Origin of the sequence: Stutzerimonas stutzeri RCH2 (assembly GCF_000327065.1) — a bacterium.
Lineage (GTDB): Bacteria > Pseudomonadota > Gammaproteobacteria > Pseudomonadales > Pseudomonadaceae > Stutzerimonas > Stutzerimonas stutzeri_AE.
Genome location: NC_019936.1, coordinates 432,692 through 447,664, shown reverse-complemented (window position 1 = coordinate 447,664; position 14,973 = coordinate 432,692). Strand labels below are relative to the sequence as shown.

The window sequence follows — 14,973 nt, the reverse complement described above, 5'->3', positions numbered from 1 at the left end:
GCACGGGCCATCAGACCGCCGCGTTATAGAACAGCTTGCTGTCGCGCTGCTCGATCAATGCCTGCTCGATGGCCGCCTGATGCACTTCGTCGGCGTGCTCGTGGCGCTCTTCCGGCTTGATACCCAGGCGCGCGAACAGCTGCATGTCCTTGTCCGCTTGCGGGTTGGCGGTGGTCAGCAGCTTTTCGCCGTAGAAGATCGAGTTGGCGCCGGCGAAGAAGGCCAGCGCCTGCATCTGCTCGTTCATCTGCTCGCGTCCGGCGGACAGGCGCACATGGGATTTCGGCATCATGATCCGCGCGACGGCGAGCATGCGGATGAAGTCGAACGGATCGACGTCCTGCTCTTCGGCCAGCGGCGTGCCCTTGACCTTGACCAGCATGTTGATCGGCACCGATTCCGGGTGCTCCGGCAGGTTGGCCAGCTGGATCAGCAGGCCGGCGCGATCGTCCAGCGATTCGCCCATGCCGAGGATGCCGCCGGAGCAGATCTTCATGCCCGCCTCGCGCACGTAGCTCAGCGTTTCCAGACGCTCGCCGTAGGTGCGGGTGGTAATGATGTTGCCGTAGTACTCCGGCGAGGTATCGAGGTTGTGGTTGTAGTAATCCAGCCCCGCCGCCGCCAGCGCCTTGGTCTGCTCCTGATCGAGCTTGCCAAGGGTCATGCAGGTTTCCAGGCCCATCGCCTTGACACCCTCGACCATCTTCAGCACGTAGGGCATGTCCTTGGCCGACGGATGCTTCCAAGCCGCGCCCATGCAGAAACGGGTCGAGCCGATGGCCTTGGCTTCGGCCGCCGCCTCCAGCACCTTCTGCACTTCCATCAGCTTTTCTTTATCCAGGCCGGTGTTGTAGTGGCCGGACTGCGGGCAGTACTTGCAGTCTTCCGGGCAGGCGCCGGTCTTGATCGACAGCAGCGTGGAGACCTGCACGCGGTTGGCATCGAAATGCTGGCGGTGCACGGTCTGCGCTTGGAACAGCAGATCGTTGAAGGGTTGCTCGAAGAGCGCCTTGACCTCGGCAAGGGTCCAATCGTGACGCGTTACGGAAGCGGAGGTGGCGCTCATGGGCATTCCTTGTAATTAATAGCGGCTCGGCGGCCTGGCACGGATGCGGAATGGTTAGCCAAGCCCGATACGCTGTCAACCAGGAATGGAATCATGGTTTACAAGTGGTCAATTAATAAACAATTCTGTTTGCTGTGCGATGAGCCTTGCGAAGGCCATCCACTGTGTATTCCGTGTGAAGCGGAGCTGCCCTGGCTCGATGGCCAGTGCGCGGTCTGCGCCGTTCCGCTGCCGACCCATGGGCTGATCTGCGGCGAATGTCAGAAGCGGCCGCCCAGCTACGATCACGTTGAAGTGCCCTGGCGCTTCGCCTTTCCCGTGGATGCGCTGATTACCCGCTTCAAGCATCAGGCGCGCTGGCCGTTTGGGCGATTGCTTGGCGAGCGACTGGGGCTGCATCTGCAGCACGCGTTCACCGACGGGCTGCCGCAGCCTGATCTCCTCGTGCCGGTGCCGCTGGCCCGCCGTCGCCTGCGCCAGCGCGGCTTCAATCAGGCGCAAATGCTCGCGCAGTGGCTGGGCAGCGCGCTGAAACTGCCGGTCGGTGAGCGCCTGCTGGAACGCGTCGTCGATACGCCTCCGCAACAGCAACTGGACGCCGCCACGCGACGGCGCAATCTGCGCCAGGCGTTTTGCCTGGCGCCGGGCAACGACATCACGGGCCGCCATCTGGCGTTGATCGACGACGTGCTGACCACCGGCGCGACCGCCGAGGCACTGGCGGGCCTGCTCAAGCGTGCGGGTGCTGTGCGAGTGGACGTCTATTGCCTGGCACGCACGCCCAAGCCAGGCGACTGATCGCGGCGGACGCGCGGTTGTTTAAAAGCCCGGGTGCAATACACTGAACGGTCTATCCTGCGGAGCCGGTCATGTCTCATCCCTTCGATACACTCACGCCGGACCTGGTCCTCGACGCTGTGGAAAGCATCGGTTATCTCAGCGATGCCCGCGTGCTGGCGCTCAACAGCTACGAGAACCGCGTCTATCAGGTGGGCATCGAAGACGAAACGCCGCTGATCGCCAAGTTCTATCGCCCTGGCCGCTGGAGCAACGAGGCGATTCTCGAGGAGCACCAGTTCAGTCAGGAGCTGGCCGAACATGAAGTGCCGGTGGTGGCGCCGCTGCAGCGCAACGGCACGACCCTGTTCGAGCACGCCGGCTTCCGCTTCGCGCTCTTTCCACGCCGCGGCGGTCGTGCGCCGGAGCCGGGCAATCTCGACCAGCTCTATCGCCTCGGCCAGCTGTTGGGGCGCATGCATGCGGTCGGCACCAACCGCCCGTTCGAGCACCGGGAAACCCTGGGCGTGCAGAACTTCGGTCATGCCTCGCTGAATACCCTGCTGGAAGGCGGCTTCGTGCCCAAAAGCCTGCTGCCGGCCTATGAGTCGGTGGCGCGCGATCTGCTCAAGCGGGTCGAGGATGTGTTCGCCAGCACGGACTTCACCCCGATCCGCCTGCATGGCGATTGCCACCCAGGCAACATCCTCGCCCGCGACGATGCCTTTCATCTGGTCGATCTCGACGACTGCCGCATGGGCCCGTCGGTGCAGGACCTGTGGATGATGCTCGCCGGCGAACGCCACGAGCGGCTCGGCCAGCTGGCCGAACTGGTTGACGGCTACAACGAATTCCATGATTTCGCCCCTCGCGAGTTGCCGCTGATCGAGGCATTGCGGGCCCTGCGGCTGATGCACTACAGCGCCTGGCTCGCCCGCCGCTGGGACGATCCGGCCTTTCCGATGAGCTTCCCCTGGTTCGGCAGCGAACGTTACTGGGGCGACCAGGTGCTGATCCTGCGCGAACAGATTTCAGCGCTGCAGGAAGAGCCGCTGAAGCTGTTCTAGGGCTGGAAGCTGGAGGCCAGCGAGTCGCCTTTCGGGATCATGTAACTGACTGACGAGAACGCGCACGATGGCGCAGAACCGTAGGGTGGATCACGCTTCACCGATCCACCAACGCAGCGCCCCGGTGGATGTAAAAAGCGACATCCACCCTACGAATTGAAGCCACCCATCGCCACGCCACCCAAGTGCCGCCCTGGCGCAGGGCGTGCTCCAGCGCCCCGAACCGTCGCGAATCCGTAGGGTGGATCGCGCTTCATCGATCCACCAAGACAGCGCCCCGGTGGATGTAAAAAGCGACATCCACCCTACGAATTGAAGCCACCCATCGCCACGCCACCCAAGTGCCGCCCTGGCGCAGGGCGTGCTCCAGCGCCCCGAACCGTCGCGAATCCGTAGGGTGGATCGCGCTTCATCGATCCACCAAGACAGCGCCCCGGTGGATGTAAAAAGCGACATCCACCCTACAGGCCTCGTCCAGCCTCCAGCGCCTTACTCGGCTTTACCCTCTTCAATCAGCCAGTCCAGGCGCCAGCTGCCCTGGCTCTGCGCCAGCTGCTCGGCCAGCCAGGGCAACAGCTCGCGCAGCTCTTCCTCCAGCCCCCACGGCGGGTTGACGATGGCCAGGCCCGAACCGCTCAGGCGGCTGGAGTCGTCGGCGGGGTGAACGAACAGTTCGGCACGCAGCAGTTTCGGCGCACCGCTGCGCGCCAGATCCTGATAGAAGCGCTTGAGCTGGCGCTCGTCCTTGATCGGATACCAGATCACGCCGATGGTCTGGCGCATGCGGCCGAGCGCTTCCTTAATTGCCGTCACACAGCGGCTCAGCTCGTCGGCCTGCTCGAACGGCGGGTCGATCAACAGCACCACGCGCTTTTCCTGCGTCGGCATCAGCGCCCGCGGCACGAACCAGCCCTCGCCGCGGTGCACCGCCACACGGCGGTCGCCGGCCATGTTGTCCTTGAGCAGGGCGCCATCCTCGGGATGCTTCTCGTTGAGCTGCAGGCGATCCTGCTCGCGGGTCAGCTGCCGCGCCAGCTCCGGCGAGCCCGGGTAGTAGCGCAACGCCCCATCTGGATTCAACTCACGAATTACGCCGAGGTAGTCATCGAGCAGCGCCGGCTGCGCCTCGGCCTGCCAGATGCGCGCGATGCCCTGCAGCCACTCGCCGGTACGGCTGGCCTGGTCGCCCGCCAGGTCGTAGAGACCGACACCGGCGTGGCTGTCGAGGTAGGCGAACGGCGCCTCCTTGCGCGACAGCAGGGCGAATATCCGGCTCAACACCAGGTGTTTGAGCACATCGGCGTGGTTGCCGGCATGGAACGCGTGGCGGTAGTTCATCTGATCCTCCTCGAGAGCCGCGCAGTTTACCCGTCCGCCTTGCGCCGCGCAGGTCCGGCATGACCAGCGTCGTTTTCCCCGGCCACTGACTAGGGCTACAGTGGCGGCCCACGACGACTGAACGGAGCTGACCTCATGGACCTGCGTGATCTTTTCGGCATCGAGCACCCCATCATTCAGGCACCCATGGCCGGTGCGCAGAATCACCTGCTGGCCGCCGCGGTCTGCGAGGCCGGCGGGCTGGGTTCGATCCCGGCCGGCATGCTCAACGCCGAGGCGCTGGACGCCGAGCTGACCGCCATCGAGGCACTGACCGACCGTCCCTACAACGTCAACTTCTTCTGCCACCAGACGCCGCCCGCCGACCCGACGGCCTTCAACACCTGGCATCGGATGCTCGCACCCATGTTCGCCGAATTCGACATCGACCCGGCGAGCATTGCCACCGGCGCCACCCGCCAACCGTTCGATGCGGCGATGGCCGAGGTGCTGGAGCGGCACAGGCCGGCGCTGGTCAGCTTCCACTTCGGCTTGCCGGCGCCCGATCTGCTGCAGCGTGCCCGCGCCACCGGGGCGAAGATTGCCTCCAGCGCGACCACCGTTGCCGAAGGCCTCTGGCTGCAGCAGCACGGCGTCGATCTGGTGATTGCCCAGGGCCTGGAAGCCGGCGGCCACCGCGGCATCTTTCTCAGCGAGGATCTGACCACCCAGCTCGGCACCTTTGCCCTGCTGCCACAACTGGTTGCCGCGCTGGACGTGCCGGTGGTCGCCGCTGGCGGCATTGCCGATGCACGTGGAGTGGCTGCGGCACAGACCCTCGGTGCGGCTGGCGTACAACTAGGCACCGCCTACCTGTTGTGTCCGGAAAGCCGCACCAATGCGCTGCATCGCGCCGCGCTGAAGAGCCCGCAGGCGGCGCATACCGCGCTGACCACCCTGTTCAGTGGCCGCCCGGCACGCGGCATCGTCAACCGCATCATGCGTGAGCTGGGTCCGCTGCCCGAAGGCGTGCCGCCCTTCCCGCTGGCCGGCAACGCCATCGGCGCGCTGCGCGCCCAGACCGAGAAGCAGGGCCTGGATCACTGCACGCCGCTGTGGGCCGGGCAGAACGCCAGCGGCTGCCGGGAGATCCCCGCCGGCCAGCTGACCCGTGAACTTGCCGGCGGCTGGCGGGCCTGAGTCATTACGCACTCCGTCGCGGCGCGCCCTGAGCCGCGGCGACGGCGCGTAGAATCGACCGGACTTCTCACGGAACGCCGCCTATGAGTCCACTGACCAATACGCTCGTCTTCCTCGCCACCCTGGCCGGCATGGAGCTGTTCGCCTGGTGGGCACACAAGTACGTGATGCATGGCTGGGGCTGGGGTTGGCACAAGTCGCATCACGAGCCACGCAGCGGCTGGTTCGAGAAGAACGACCTGTATGCGCTGGTGTTTGCCGGCGTGGCGATTCTGCTGATCGCCCTGGGTATGGCCGGTTATCACCCGCTGGAATGGATCGGCGCCGGGATGACGGCCTACGGCTTTCTCTACTTCGTCGCCCACGACGGCCTGGTCCATCACCGCTGGCCGCTGCGCTACGTGCCGCGCAACGGTTATCTCAAGCGGCTCTATCAGGCGCACCGTATGCACCATGCCGTCGAGGGCAAGGAGCGCTGCGTGTCCTTCGGTTTTCTTTATGCACCGCCGCTGCCGGTGCTCAAGCGCCAATTGCGCGGGTTGCACGATGGGCCGCTGCGCAAGGCGAGCGCTAGCGCTAGCGAGGACGCCTCCAGAGATCGTCAGGACGCGGCCTGACCTGCATCCGCCGCGAGGCCAGCGCCAGTACCCCGCCACCCAACAGGAACTGCAACTTCTGACCCTTGCTGGTCGAGACGCGCCTATCCCACGCCGCCGCGCCGCGCGCTTTCACTTCGACGCCAATCTGCCGGTAGACGCCATGGGCGGTGGCGATGGACCAGGCCGAGCGCAGCGGCAGGTCACGCAATCCCTGAGATGCCGACTGATAGTAGGGCTCGGCCAGATTCACCAGCCGCACCGCCAGCGTCGCCAACGCTGCACGGTGCTGTAACAGTGCGACTTCGTCCTCTGGAATATCCACCTCAGCCAGCCACTCGGCCGGCAGGTAAACGCGGCCGATCTGTGCATCCTCGACGATATCCCGCGCAATGTTGGTCAGCTGAAAGGCCAGGCCCAGATCACAGGCTCGCTCCAGCGTCGGCTCCGCTTCGGCGCCCATCACCCGCGCCATCATCAGACCGACCACACCGGCGACGCGATAGCAGTAGAGCAGCGTGTCATCGAGCGTCTGGTAACGGTAGTTCTGCACATCCATGCGAAAACCGGCGAGATGTTCCAGCGGGTATCGCTTGGGAATCTGGTGCCGCTGAACCACTTGCTGAAACGCAGCAAAGGCCGGATCGCTCATCGCCTCGCCGGCATAGGCGCGCTCGGTGAGATCGACCAGCTCGGCCAGCCGCGCCTCACCGCTGTTGCGATCACCGGCGAGCTGACCGTGGCCGAGGGTCTGGCCGTCGATCACATCGTCGCAATGACGGCACCAGGCGTAGAGCATCACCGCGCTCTGGCGGGTGCGCTCATCGAACAGCTTCGCCGCCGCGGCGAAGCTCTTGGAGCCGACATTGATCGCCTGAGTGGAGTGATCGATGACCCGGTCGTTCATCCGGCGTGCTCCTTCAACATGAAGTCCTCCAGCATCAGCGCGGCGGTGGCCTTGGCCGAACCGACGACGCCGGGCACGCCGGCACCGGGGTGAGTGCCGGCGCCGACGATATAGAGGTTGGGAATCACGTCGTCGCGGTTGTGCGGGCGGAACCAGGCGCTCTGGGTGAGGATCGGCTCCAGCGAAAACGCCGAGCCCAGATGGGCGTTGAGCTCGTCGCGGAAATCCAGCGGCGTGAAGATCCGATGGGTGACCAGATCGCCGCGCAGTCCCGGCATGTAGTGTCGCTCCAGGTACTCGAAGATGCGGTCGCGGTATTTCGGCCCCTCCACCGCCCAGTCGATATCCGCCGTACCCAGGTGCGGCACTGGTGCCAGCACGTAGTGGCTGGCGCAGCCCTCAGGCGCCAGCGAGGGGTCGGTGACGCAGGGCGCGTGCAGATAGAGGGAAAAGTCGTCGGCCAGGGTTTCGCGCTTGAAGATTTCGTCGATCAGCTCCCGATAGCGCGGGCCGAAGCACACCGTGTGATGCTGCAGGTGCTCGTGGCGGCGCTTGAGGCCGAAATGGATGACGAACAGCGACATCGAGAAACGCTTGCCGGAGAGCCGTTTGGCCTCGTCGCGACCACGCTGTTCGTGGCCGAGTAGCTGCTTGTAGGTGTTGACCACATCGGCGTTGGAAGCCACCGCATCGGTATCGAAGCGACGCCCGTCACCCGTGATCACGGCCTTGGCATGTCCACCTGCCAGGTCGATCCGCGCAACCTCGGCGTTCAGCTCCAGCTTGCCGCCCAGGTCCTCGAATAACCGGACCATCCCCTGCACCAGCGCACCGGTGCCGCCTCGCGGAAACCAGACGCCACCTTGGCGCTCCAGCGCATGAATCAGCGCGTAGATCGAGGAAGTTTCGAACGGGTTGCCACCGACCAGCAGCGAATGAAAGGACAGCGCCTGGCGCAGCCGGTCGTTCTCCACGAATTTGGCCACCATGCTGTAGACGTTGCGCCAGGCCTGCAGCTTCGCCAGCTGCGGGGCGACGCCGATCATGCTGCGAAACGACAGGAAGGGCACGGTGCCGAGCTTGACGTAGCCCTCCTCGTACACCGCCCGCGAATAGGCGAGAAAGCGCTGGTAGCCGGCGACGTCCTTCGGGTTCAGGGCATGAATCTGCCGATCCAGTTCGACCTGATCGTTGACGTAGTCGAAGCTGTAACCGTCCTCCCAGCACAGCCGATAGAACGGACTGACCGGCAGCAGCTCGACGTAGTCAGCCATGCGCTTGCCGGCGCCGCTGAAGAGTTCTTCCAGCGCTGGCGGATCGGTGATCACGGTCGGGCCGGCATCGAAGGTAAAACCCTGGTCGTGGTAGACGTAGGCGCGGCCACCCGGCTTGTCGCGCTTCTCCAGCAGTGTGGTCTGGATTCCGGCGCGCTGCAGGCGGATGGCCAGCGCCAGCCCGCCGAAGCCGGCGCCGATCACCACCGCTCGTTTAGCTTGGTTCATCGGTAATCCTTGCGATGCAGATCATGGGCGGCAAGTGCGCGCAGCGCCTCGCCGAGCGGAACAGGAGGCTTGCCCGAGACGATGCGCAAGCGGTCGCGGGTGGTCAGATTGGCCGCGTAGAAGCGCTGGATCAGCGGTTCGCGCAGGCGGTAGAAACGTTGCATCACCGCCCAGCGACGATCCGCCGGACCGGCCATGAACAACATGCGATTGAGCAGCCGGAAGAAGCCGCGCTGGCGCCACTGCGCCAACGAGTAATCGCGGATGGCCTCGAACAGACTGGTGGCATCCCAGCGATCCAGCGCGATCAGGTGATCGGCCAGACGCACCGCGTCGGGCAGTGAGTAGCCGGTGGTGGGATGAAACAGCGCCGCGGCCAGCCCGGTCTGCGGCACGCCGCACGCCTCGTCCCAGAACGCCGGCAGGTCACCGGAAAGCACGATGGGCAGCACGCCCTGCTCTTCACGCAACAGCTCGGCGATAGTCCAGCCGCGGTCCTGAGCATAGCGTTCGATATTGGCGCGCAATGTCTCGGGCGCCACCGTGTCACCGTCTGCGTAGTAGGTGTCTTCGATCAGCAGGCTGTCGGCACTGAACGGCAGCACGTAGACGAATCGATAGCCGTCATGCTGGGCGACGCTGGCGTCCATGATGATCGGCTCACGCAGGCCGTGCGGCTGCTGCAGGCGCAGTTCCTGGCCGAGAAATTTCTGAAAACCCAGCGCCAGCTGATCGGTCCTGCGCACGCCACGACCGTCGATCACGGCACCGGCCTGCAAGATGTTCCCCGAGGCCAGACGCACCCTTTGCGGCTCCACGCTGGCAACAGTGGTGCGCAAACGCACGCCATCGCTCAGTTCGGGCATCAGGTACTGGTGAAAGCGCTCCGAGAAGATGCTCGCGTAACCGCTGGCCAGCCGGCGCTGCAGTTCGGGAAAGATCACTGCATAGCCGGGCCAGCGCTTGCCCACCATAGGTTCCAGCCAACGCTGCTGAGCCGGCGTCAGGTCATGCTCATGAAAGGACCAGGTGTGATTGCCGCCCAGGGTGTCGCCCTGCTCCAGCACCAGCAGGCGCAGATCAGGCCGCTGCTGACGCAGGCGCAGGGCCAGAAGGCCGTTGGCCAGCCCGCCGCCAACCAGGATCAGGTCCGCATCAAGCGCCACTCGCCACCTCCGCTCGCTGCCCATCTGTCCCGAGCGCCGCCTCGATCAGCTCGGCGGCACGCACCGCACCACCGGCCTCACGCACTTCTGCCCCGAGCTGCGCCGCCCGCTGGCGAAACTCGCCTTCGTTCAGCAGCCGCTGCAATGCGTGGCTGATCCGCGCCGGACTTGCCAACAGCGGCTGCAAGCGCAGCCCGACGCCGGCATGTTCGATACGCGCCGCGACACCCGGCTGATCGAAGGCAATCGGCAGCGCCAGCATCGGCACATCGGCCTCCAGCGCATCGAGCACGGTATTCAGCCCGGCATGGGTGATGACCGCCGAAGCCCTGGCCAATGCCGCCCGCTGCGGCGCGAAGTCGGTGACCCAATGCGCGCCCTCGTCACGTAGCCGCGCCGCCTGTGCTGCATTCAGCCCGCCGCAATGGGCGATCAACAGCTGCACGCCGAGCGGCTTGCAGGCGCGGGCGATATTGCGCAGCAGCCCGTAGCGATGCCCCTGCAGGGTGCCCAGCGAGGCGAAGACGAACGGCCGCGCCGGGTCGATCGGCAGGTTCAGTTCGGCCTCGCCGTGCAGCGGGCGACGCAACGGCCCGACAGCCTGGAAATTCGGCGGAAGCTGGCGGCGCGGAAAGTCGAAGTCCGCCACCGTCTGGCTGATCTGTAGCAGCGGCGACAGGCAGTCGCTCAGAGTCGAGCGCGGCGCCAGGCCGAACGCCTGGCAGTAACGCTCGATCACCTCGGCGTGGGGGCGCATCAGGCGGTCATAGACACGGCTGCTGTGCAGGTTGAGCTGCTCGCCCCAGTCTGTCGCCCGGTAGCGCCAGGGCATCACCGGCAGGGGCAGCAGCGGTTCGCGGTTGAACGGCAAGGCGCAGGCGATGGAAACGAACGGCAGGCCAAGATGCTCGGCCACCAGCGCCCCCGCCGGCTCCATCTGGTCGGCCAGCACGGCGTCGACCTGCAGCGAACGCAGCACGCGCGGCGCCTCGCGACAGAACAGCTCGGTGCTGGCCGCCATGTCGGCGATGACCCGACGGATGCCGAACGGCCCCGGTTGCGCGGCGCGGCGGACCACCGCAGCCAAGCTGCCCGGCGGATGGGAATCGGCGCCGATGACGGTAAATCCGGCGTCGGACAGCTCCAACAGCGCGGCGACATCGGCCTGCTGAACGAAGGTGACGCGATGACCGCGCTGCACCAGCTGCCAGGCAATGGCTTCGAAGGCGCGCAGATGGCTGAGATAAGGCGGGGCGATTGCCGCGAAATGTGTCATCTGGCGGCTCCGTCCGGGCTTCAGTAGCCGGAGACTTGCAGCAGCCGCGCCTGCCGCAGCTCGGCGAGGCTGGCCGAGCCCGTGCAGAAACAGGCAATCCGCAGCTGCTCGATCAGCACCTCGAAGTGCTGTACCACCGCATCACTGCTGAGCATCGCCGCCTGCAGTACGCCGGCCGCCTGCCCGACCAGATCGGCGCCCAGGCAGATCGCCTTCGCTGCTTCGACCCCGTCGCGAATGCCGCCGGAGGCGATCAGTGGTGTGCCGGGGCAGGCCTCGCGCACGGCCTGCAGCGCCTGCGCGGTGGGAATGCCCCAATCGGCGAAGGCCTGGGCGATCGCGCGCTGGCTGACATCGGTGGCTCGCTCGGCTTCCACCGCGGCCCAGCTGGTCCCGCCAGAGCCCGCCACATCGATGGCGGCAACACCCGCGTCGACCAGCTGCCGTGCCACTGTCGCGGATATGCCCGCGCCGACTTCCTTGATCACCACCGGCACCGCAAGGCGGCGGGCAAGCGCTTCGATCGCCTGGAGCACGCCTCGCCAGTCACGATCGCCGCCCGGTTGTACCGCCTCCTGCAACGGGTTCAGGTGCACGATCAGCGCATCGCCGTCGATCATCTCGACCGCGCGGCGCGCCTCATCCACGCCGTAGCCGCGCACCAGCTGCGCGGCACCGAAGTTGGCCAGCAAGAGGATGTCCGGCGCGAGCTGACGCAGCTGCCCAGTCAGGCCCTGATCACCGGCGGTCTCCAGTGCAACCCGCTGCGAGCCGACCGCCATGGCGATACCCAAATGTTGCGCGGCTTCCGCCAGGTGCGCATTGATCGCGGCCGAACGTGCGGCGCCGCCGGTCATCGAGCTGATCAGCAGCGGGGCTCGCAGGCTGCGCCCGAACAGCGCGCCTTTCAGGTCGATCTGGTCCAGGTGCAACTCGGGCAGGGCGCAGTGCTCAAAGCGAAATGCGCCGAAACCGGTACCCGTCGCACCGGCTGCCCGCGCCGGGTCCAGGACGATATCCAGATGATCGTTTTTGCGGCTGACCAACGATTGCTTGCTCATGGAAATCGGCTCCCGGGAAGACTTGTTTGGACGTGACGCCCTGAAAAAAGTGCTATGCGATGGCAACGAGTTGTACAGGTTTTTGTCATAACGTCCAATCGTTGTACAACATTGCGCAACCCGGCTGCTCGAACTGGGGCGCCAGCGAGGGCACCGCCATGCAAACGCAGAATTCCCCCGTCCCGCTTCCGCAATGCGACAGCCTGCTGCGCCTGCGCCGGCAGGTCGATGAGCGCCTGGCGCTGCGCCTGCCATTCCCCGAGTCGGAGCTGGATAAGGTCAGCCTGGCCTTACGCGAAGGCACGCTGGCACCCGGCAAGCGGCTCAGGCCGCTGCTGTTGCTACTGGCGCTAAGTGATCTGGGCATCGACCCGGATATCGGCCTGGACCTGGCCTGCGCCTTGGAAATGATCCACGCCGCCTCGCTGTTTCTCGACGACATGCCATGCATGGACAACGCCAGCCTGCGGCGTGGACAGCCGACCATTCATCTGCGCTTCGGCGAAGACGTCGCCGTGCTCGCTTCGGTCGCACTGCTCAGCCATGCGTATGGCATCACCGCCACCGCGCCCCGGCTCACCCCCAGGCAGCGCAACGACGCGGTGGCCATCCTCGCGCGCTCGGTCGGTGCGCAAGGCCTGGTACGTGGGCAGTTCCGCGACCTGCATGGTGCGCAAGAAGCACAGCAGCTCGACGCGGTGATCGCCACCAACCAGTTGAAAACCGCCTCGCTGTTCACCGCCGCATTGGAAGTTGCGGCCCTGCTTGCCGGCGCGGAGCGGACGCGGACACGCCACCTGCAAGGCTTTGCCAACCAACTGGGCCTGGCCTTCCAGCTGCTCGACGATATCGCCGATGGTCTGACACCCGAGCAGACCGGCAAGAACTGCCAGCAGGATCGGACCAAGGCAACCGTGGTCTCGCTGCTCGGCCAGCAGGCAGCCGAGCAACAGCTGGCAACTCACCGAGAGGCCGCACTGACCCATCTCGACGCCGCCGGCCTAGGCGATGGCGAGCTGGCCGCGATGATGCGCCAGCTGTTCGGCTGAACGATGGCCCGACCCCGTGTTGACGCTTCATCAGTGCAATGGATGAAGCTAGGCAATGGAAAACCGCGGTCCTTAGACTCGGGCGGATGAAAACGGAGGTTGACCATGACCGAGACCCTGCTCTGCCCGCGTAACCTGGCGTTCGAACTCTACGAAGTGCTGGACGCTGAGGCTCTGACCCGCCGCGAGCACTTTGCCGATCACAGCCGCGAAACCTTCGACGCCGCCATCGGCACCGCGCGGACCATCGCCGAGAAATACTTCGCACCACACAACCGCAAGTCCGACGAGCACGAGCCGCAGTACGTCAACGGCGAAGCGGTGCTGATTCCCGAGGTCAAGCCGGCCGTCGACGCCTTTATCGAGGCGGGCTTCCACAACGCCCAGCGCAGCTTCGACGACGGCGGCATGCAGCTGCCGAACCTGCTGTCGCGGGCCTGCTTCGCGCATTTCCAGTCGGCCAACATCGCCACCAGTTCCTACCCGATGCTGAGCATGGGCGCCTCGCACCTGATCGAAACCTTCGGCTCGGAAGAGCAGAAGCAGCGCTTCCTGCAGCCGATGCTCGAAGGCCGTTTCTTCGGCACCATGGCACTCACCGAGCCGCACGCCGGCTCCTCGCTGTCGGACATCCGCACCCGCGCCGAACCGGCGGGCGACGGCAGCTATCGGCTCAAGGGCAACAAGATCTTCATTTCCGGTGGTGACCATCCGCTGTCGGAAAACATCGTGCACATGGTCCTGGCCAAGCTGCCGGACGCGCCCCCCGGAGTGAAGGGCATCAGCCTGTTCATCGTGCCGAAGTTCCTGGTCAACGACGACGGCAGCCTCGGCCAGCGCAACGACGTGCTGCTTGCCGGGCTGTTCCACAAGATGGGCTGGCGCGGCACCACCAGCACCGCGCTGAACTTCGGCGACAACGGCAACTGCGTCGGTTACCTGGTAGGCGAGCCGCACAAGGGCCTGGCCTACATGTTCCAGATGATGAACGAGGCGCGCATCGGCGTCGGCATGGGCGCGATCATGCTCGGCTACGCCGGTTACCTCTATTCGCTGAACTACGCCCGCGAGCGCCCGCAGGGCCGCCCGCAGGGCCGCCTGCCGGACGGCAAGGACCCGGCCTCAAGCCAGGTGCCGATCATCGAGCACACCGACGTCAAGCGCATGCTGCTGATGCAGAAGGCCTACGTCGAAGGCGCCTTCGATCTCGGCCTGTACTCGGCACGCCTGGTGGACGACGAGCACACCGCCGAGAGCGAGGAGGAGCGGCGCAATGCCAGCGAGCTGCTCGACCTGCTGACACCGATCGTCAAATCCTGGCCGTCGGAGTACTGCCTGAAAGCCAACGAACTGGCGATCCAGATTCTCGGCGGGCATGGCTACACCCGCGAATATCCGGTGGAGCAGTACTACCGCGATAACCGCCTGAACCCGATCCACGAAGGCACCCACGGCATCCAGTCGCTGGACCTGCTCGGCCGCAAGCTGATGCAGAACAAGGGCGCCGGCCTGCGTCAACTGCTTGGGCTGATCCAGGCCAGCTGCGCACGCGCCGCCGAATACGACTCGCTGACCGCCCTGCGCAAGCCGCTGGAGCAGCATATCGCCCGCCTCACCAGCGTCACCCAGGCGCTGCTCGGCGATCTCGCAGCGGGCAAGGTGAACCAGGCGCTGGCCAACTCGGCACTGTATCTGAAGGTGTTCGGCCATGCGGTGATCGGCTGGCGCTGGCTGGAACAGGCCCTGCGCGCCGAACGCGGACTCGCCGAGGGCAACGCCGCAGACGCCGACTTCTATCGCGGCAAGCTGCAGGCGGCGCGTTACTTCCTGACCTGGGAAGTTCCGGCCTGCGAGCCCGAACTGGCCATCCTCGAAGCCCGCGACGACACCTGCCTGACCATGCAGGACGCCTGGTTCTAGGGCATCGCGTACAACACGTACGGCGCCCCGCTCATGCGGGGCGTTTTTTTTACAGCCTGCCAAATCATC

13 protein-coding genes are annotated in these 14,973 nt (G+C 65.7%); 6 read left to right on the top strand and 7 right to left on the bottom strand.

The window, feature by feature from the left end; translation table 11 throughout:
- Positions 1-10: 10 nt before the first annotated feature.
- Positions 11-1,066: a biotin synthase BioB gene (bioB, locus tag PSEST_RS02035; protein WP_015275415.1), complete on the bottom strand. Its 1,056-nt coding sequence runs from the start codon at positions 1,064-1,066 to the stop codon at positions 11-13.
- Between the two features lie 93 nt (positions 1,067-1,159).
- On the opposite strand from bioB, the gene PSEST_RS02030 reads away from it, so the two are divergent.
- Complete coding sequence (locus PSEST_RS02030; RefSeq protein WP_015275414.1) at positions 1,160-1,864, top strand: ComF family protein; 705 nt, start codon at positions 1,160-1,162, stop codon at positions 1,862-1,864.
- A 71-nt stretch (positions 1,865-1,935) separates the two neighbouring features.
- Positions 1,936-2,910 (top strand): serine/threonine protein kinase, encoded by a 975-nt coding sequence (locus PSEST_RS02025; protein WP_015275413.1) that lies wholly within the window; start codon positions 1,936-1,938, stop codon positions 2,908-2,910.
- A gap of 489 nt (positions 2,911-3,399) precedes the next feature.
- Here the strand turns inward: PSEST_RS02025 and PSEST_RS02020 are convergent, their stop codons facing one another.
- A complete protein-coding gene (locus tag PSEST_RS02020; RefSeq protein WP_015275412.1) occupies positions 3,400-4,248 on the bottom strand; it encodes a 23S rRNA (adenine(2030)-N(6))-methyltransferase RlmJ in 849 nt (282 codons plus the stop codon).
- 135 nt (positions 4,249-4,383) lie between these two features.
- Between PSEST_RS02020 and PSEST_RS02015 the strand changes: the two genes are divergently transcribed.
- Together PSEST_RS02015 and PSEST_RS02010 are read left to right on the top strand one after the other, a co-directional pair.
- A complete protein-coding gene (locus PSEST_RS02015; RefSeq protein WP_015275411.1) occupies positions 4,384-5,427 on the top strand; it encodes an NAD(P)H-dependent flavin oxidoreductase in 1,044 nt (347 codons plus the stop codon).
- 83 nt (positions 5,428-5,510) lie between these two features.
- On the top strand, positions 5,511-6,044 hold the full coding sequence (locus PSEST_RS02010) for a sterol desaturase family protein (protein ID WP_015275410.1): 534 nt from the start codon (positions 5,511-5,513) through the stop codon (positions 6,042-6,044).
- Here PSEST_RS02010 and PSEST_RS02005 read toward each other — a convergent pair.
- From PSEST_RS02005 to fni, 5 genes are read right to left on the bottom strand one after another with little or no spacing between them, the layout of a single operon-like run.
- Entirely contained in the window at positions 6,004-6,930 is a 927-nt protein-coding gene (locus tag PSEST_RS02005; protein WP_015275409.1) for a phytoene/squalene synthase family protein, read from the bottom strand. The two genes, PSEST_RS02010 and PSEST_RS02005, sit on opposite strands and share 41 nt — an antisense overlap.
- The gene (locus PSEST_RS02000) at positions 6,927-8,432 is read right to left on the bottom strand and encodes a phytoene desaturase (protein ID WP_015275408.1); all 1,506 of its coding nucleotides are present in this window, start codon (positions 8,430-8,432) and stop codon (positions 6,927-6,929) included. The genes PSEST_RS02005 and PSEST_RS02000 overlap by 4 nt, the downstream gene beginning before the upstream one ends.
- Entirely contained in the window at positions 8,429-9,598 is a 1,170-nt protein-coding gene (crtY, locus tag PSEST_RS01995) for a lycopene beta-cyclase CrtY (RefSeq protein WP_015275407.1), read from the bottom strand. Before crtY ends, PSEST_RS02000 begins: the two co-directional genes overlap by 4 nt.
- Positions 9,588-10,874: a glycosyltransferase gene (locus tag PSEST_RS01990; RefSeq protein ID WP_015275406.1), complete on the bottom strand. Its 1,287-nt coding sequence runs from the start codon at positions 10,872-10,874 to the stop codon at positions 9,588-9,590. Before PSEST_RS01990 ends, crtY begins: the two co-directional genes overlap by 11 nt.
- Positions 10,875-10,894: 20 nt before the next feature.
- Positions 10,895-11,935 (bottom strand): type 2 isopentenyl-diphosphate Delta-isomerase, encoded by a 1,041-nt coding sequence (fni, locus tag PSEST_RS01985; RefSeq protein ID WP_015275405.1) that lies wholly within the window; start codon positions 11,933-11,935, stop codon positions 10,895-10,897.
- 158 nt (positions 11,936-12,093) lie between these two features.
- Here fni and PSEST_RS01980 point away from each other — a divergent pair, with 158 nt between their 5' ends.
- Both PSEST_RS01980 and PSEST_RS01975 read left to right on the top strand, forming a co-directional pair.
- Positions 12,094-12,984: a polyprenyl synthetase family protein gene (locus PSEST_RS01980; RefSeq protein WP_015275404.1), complete on the top strand. Its 891-nt coding sequence runs from the start codon at positions 12,094-12,096 to the stop codon at positions 12,982-12,984.
- Between the two features lie 105 nt (positions 12,985-13,089).
- Positions 13,090-14,904 carry an acyl-CoA dehydrogenase gene (locus PSEST_RS01975; protein ID WP_015275403.1) on the top strand — a complete coding sequence of 605 codons (1,815 nt, stop codon included), beginning with the start codon at positions 13,090-13,092 and terminating at the stop codon, positions 14,902-14,904.
- The last annotated feature ends 69 nt before the right edge of the window (positions 14,905-14,973 follow it).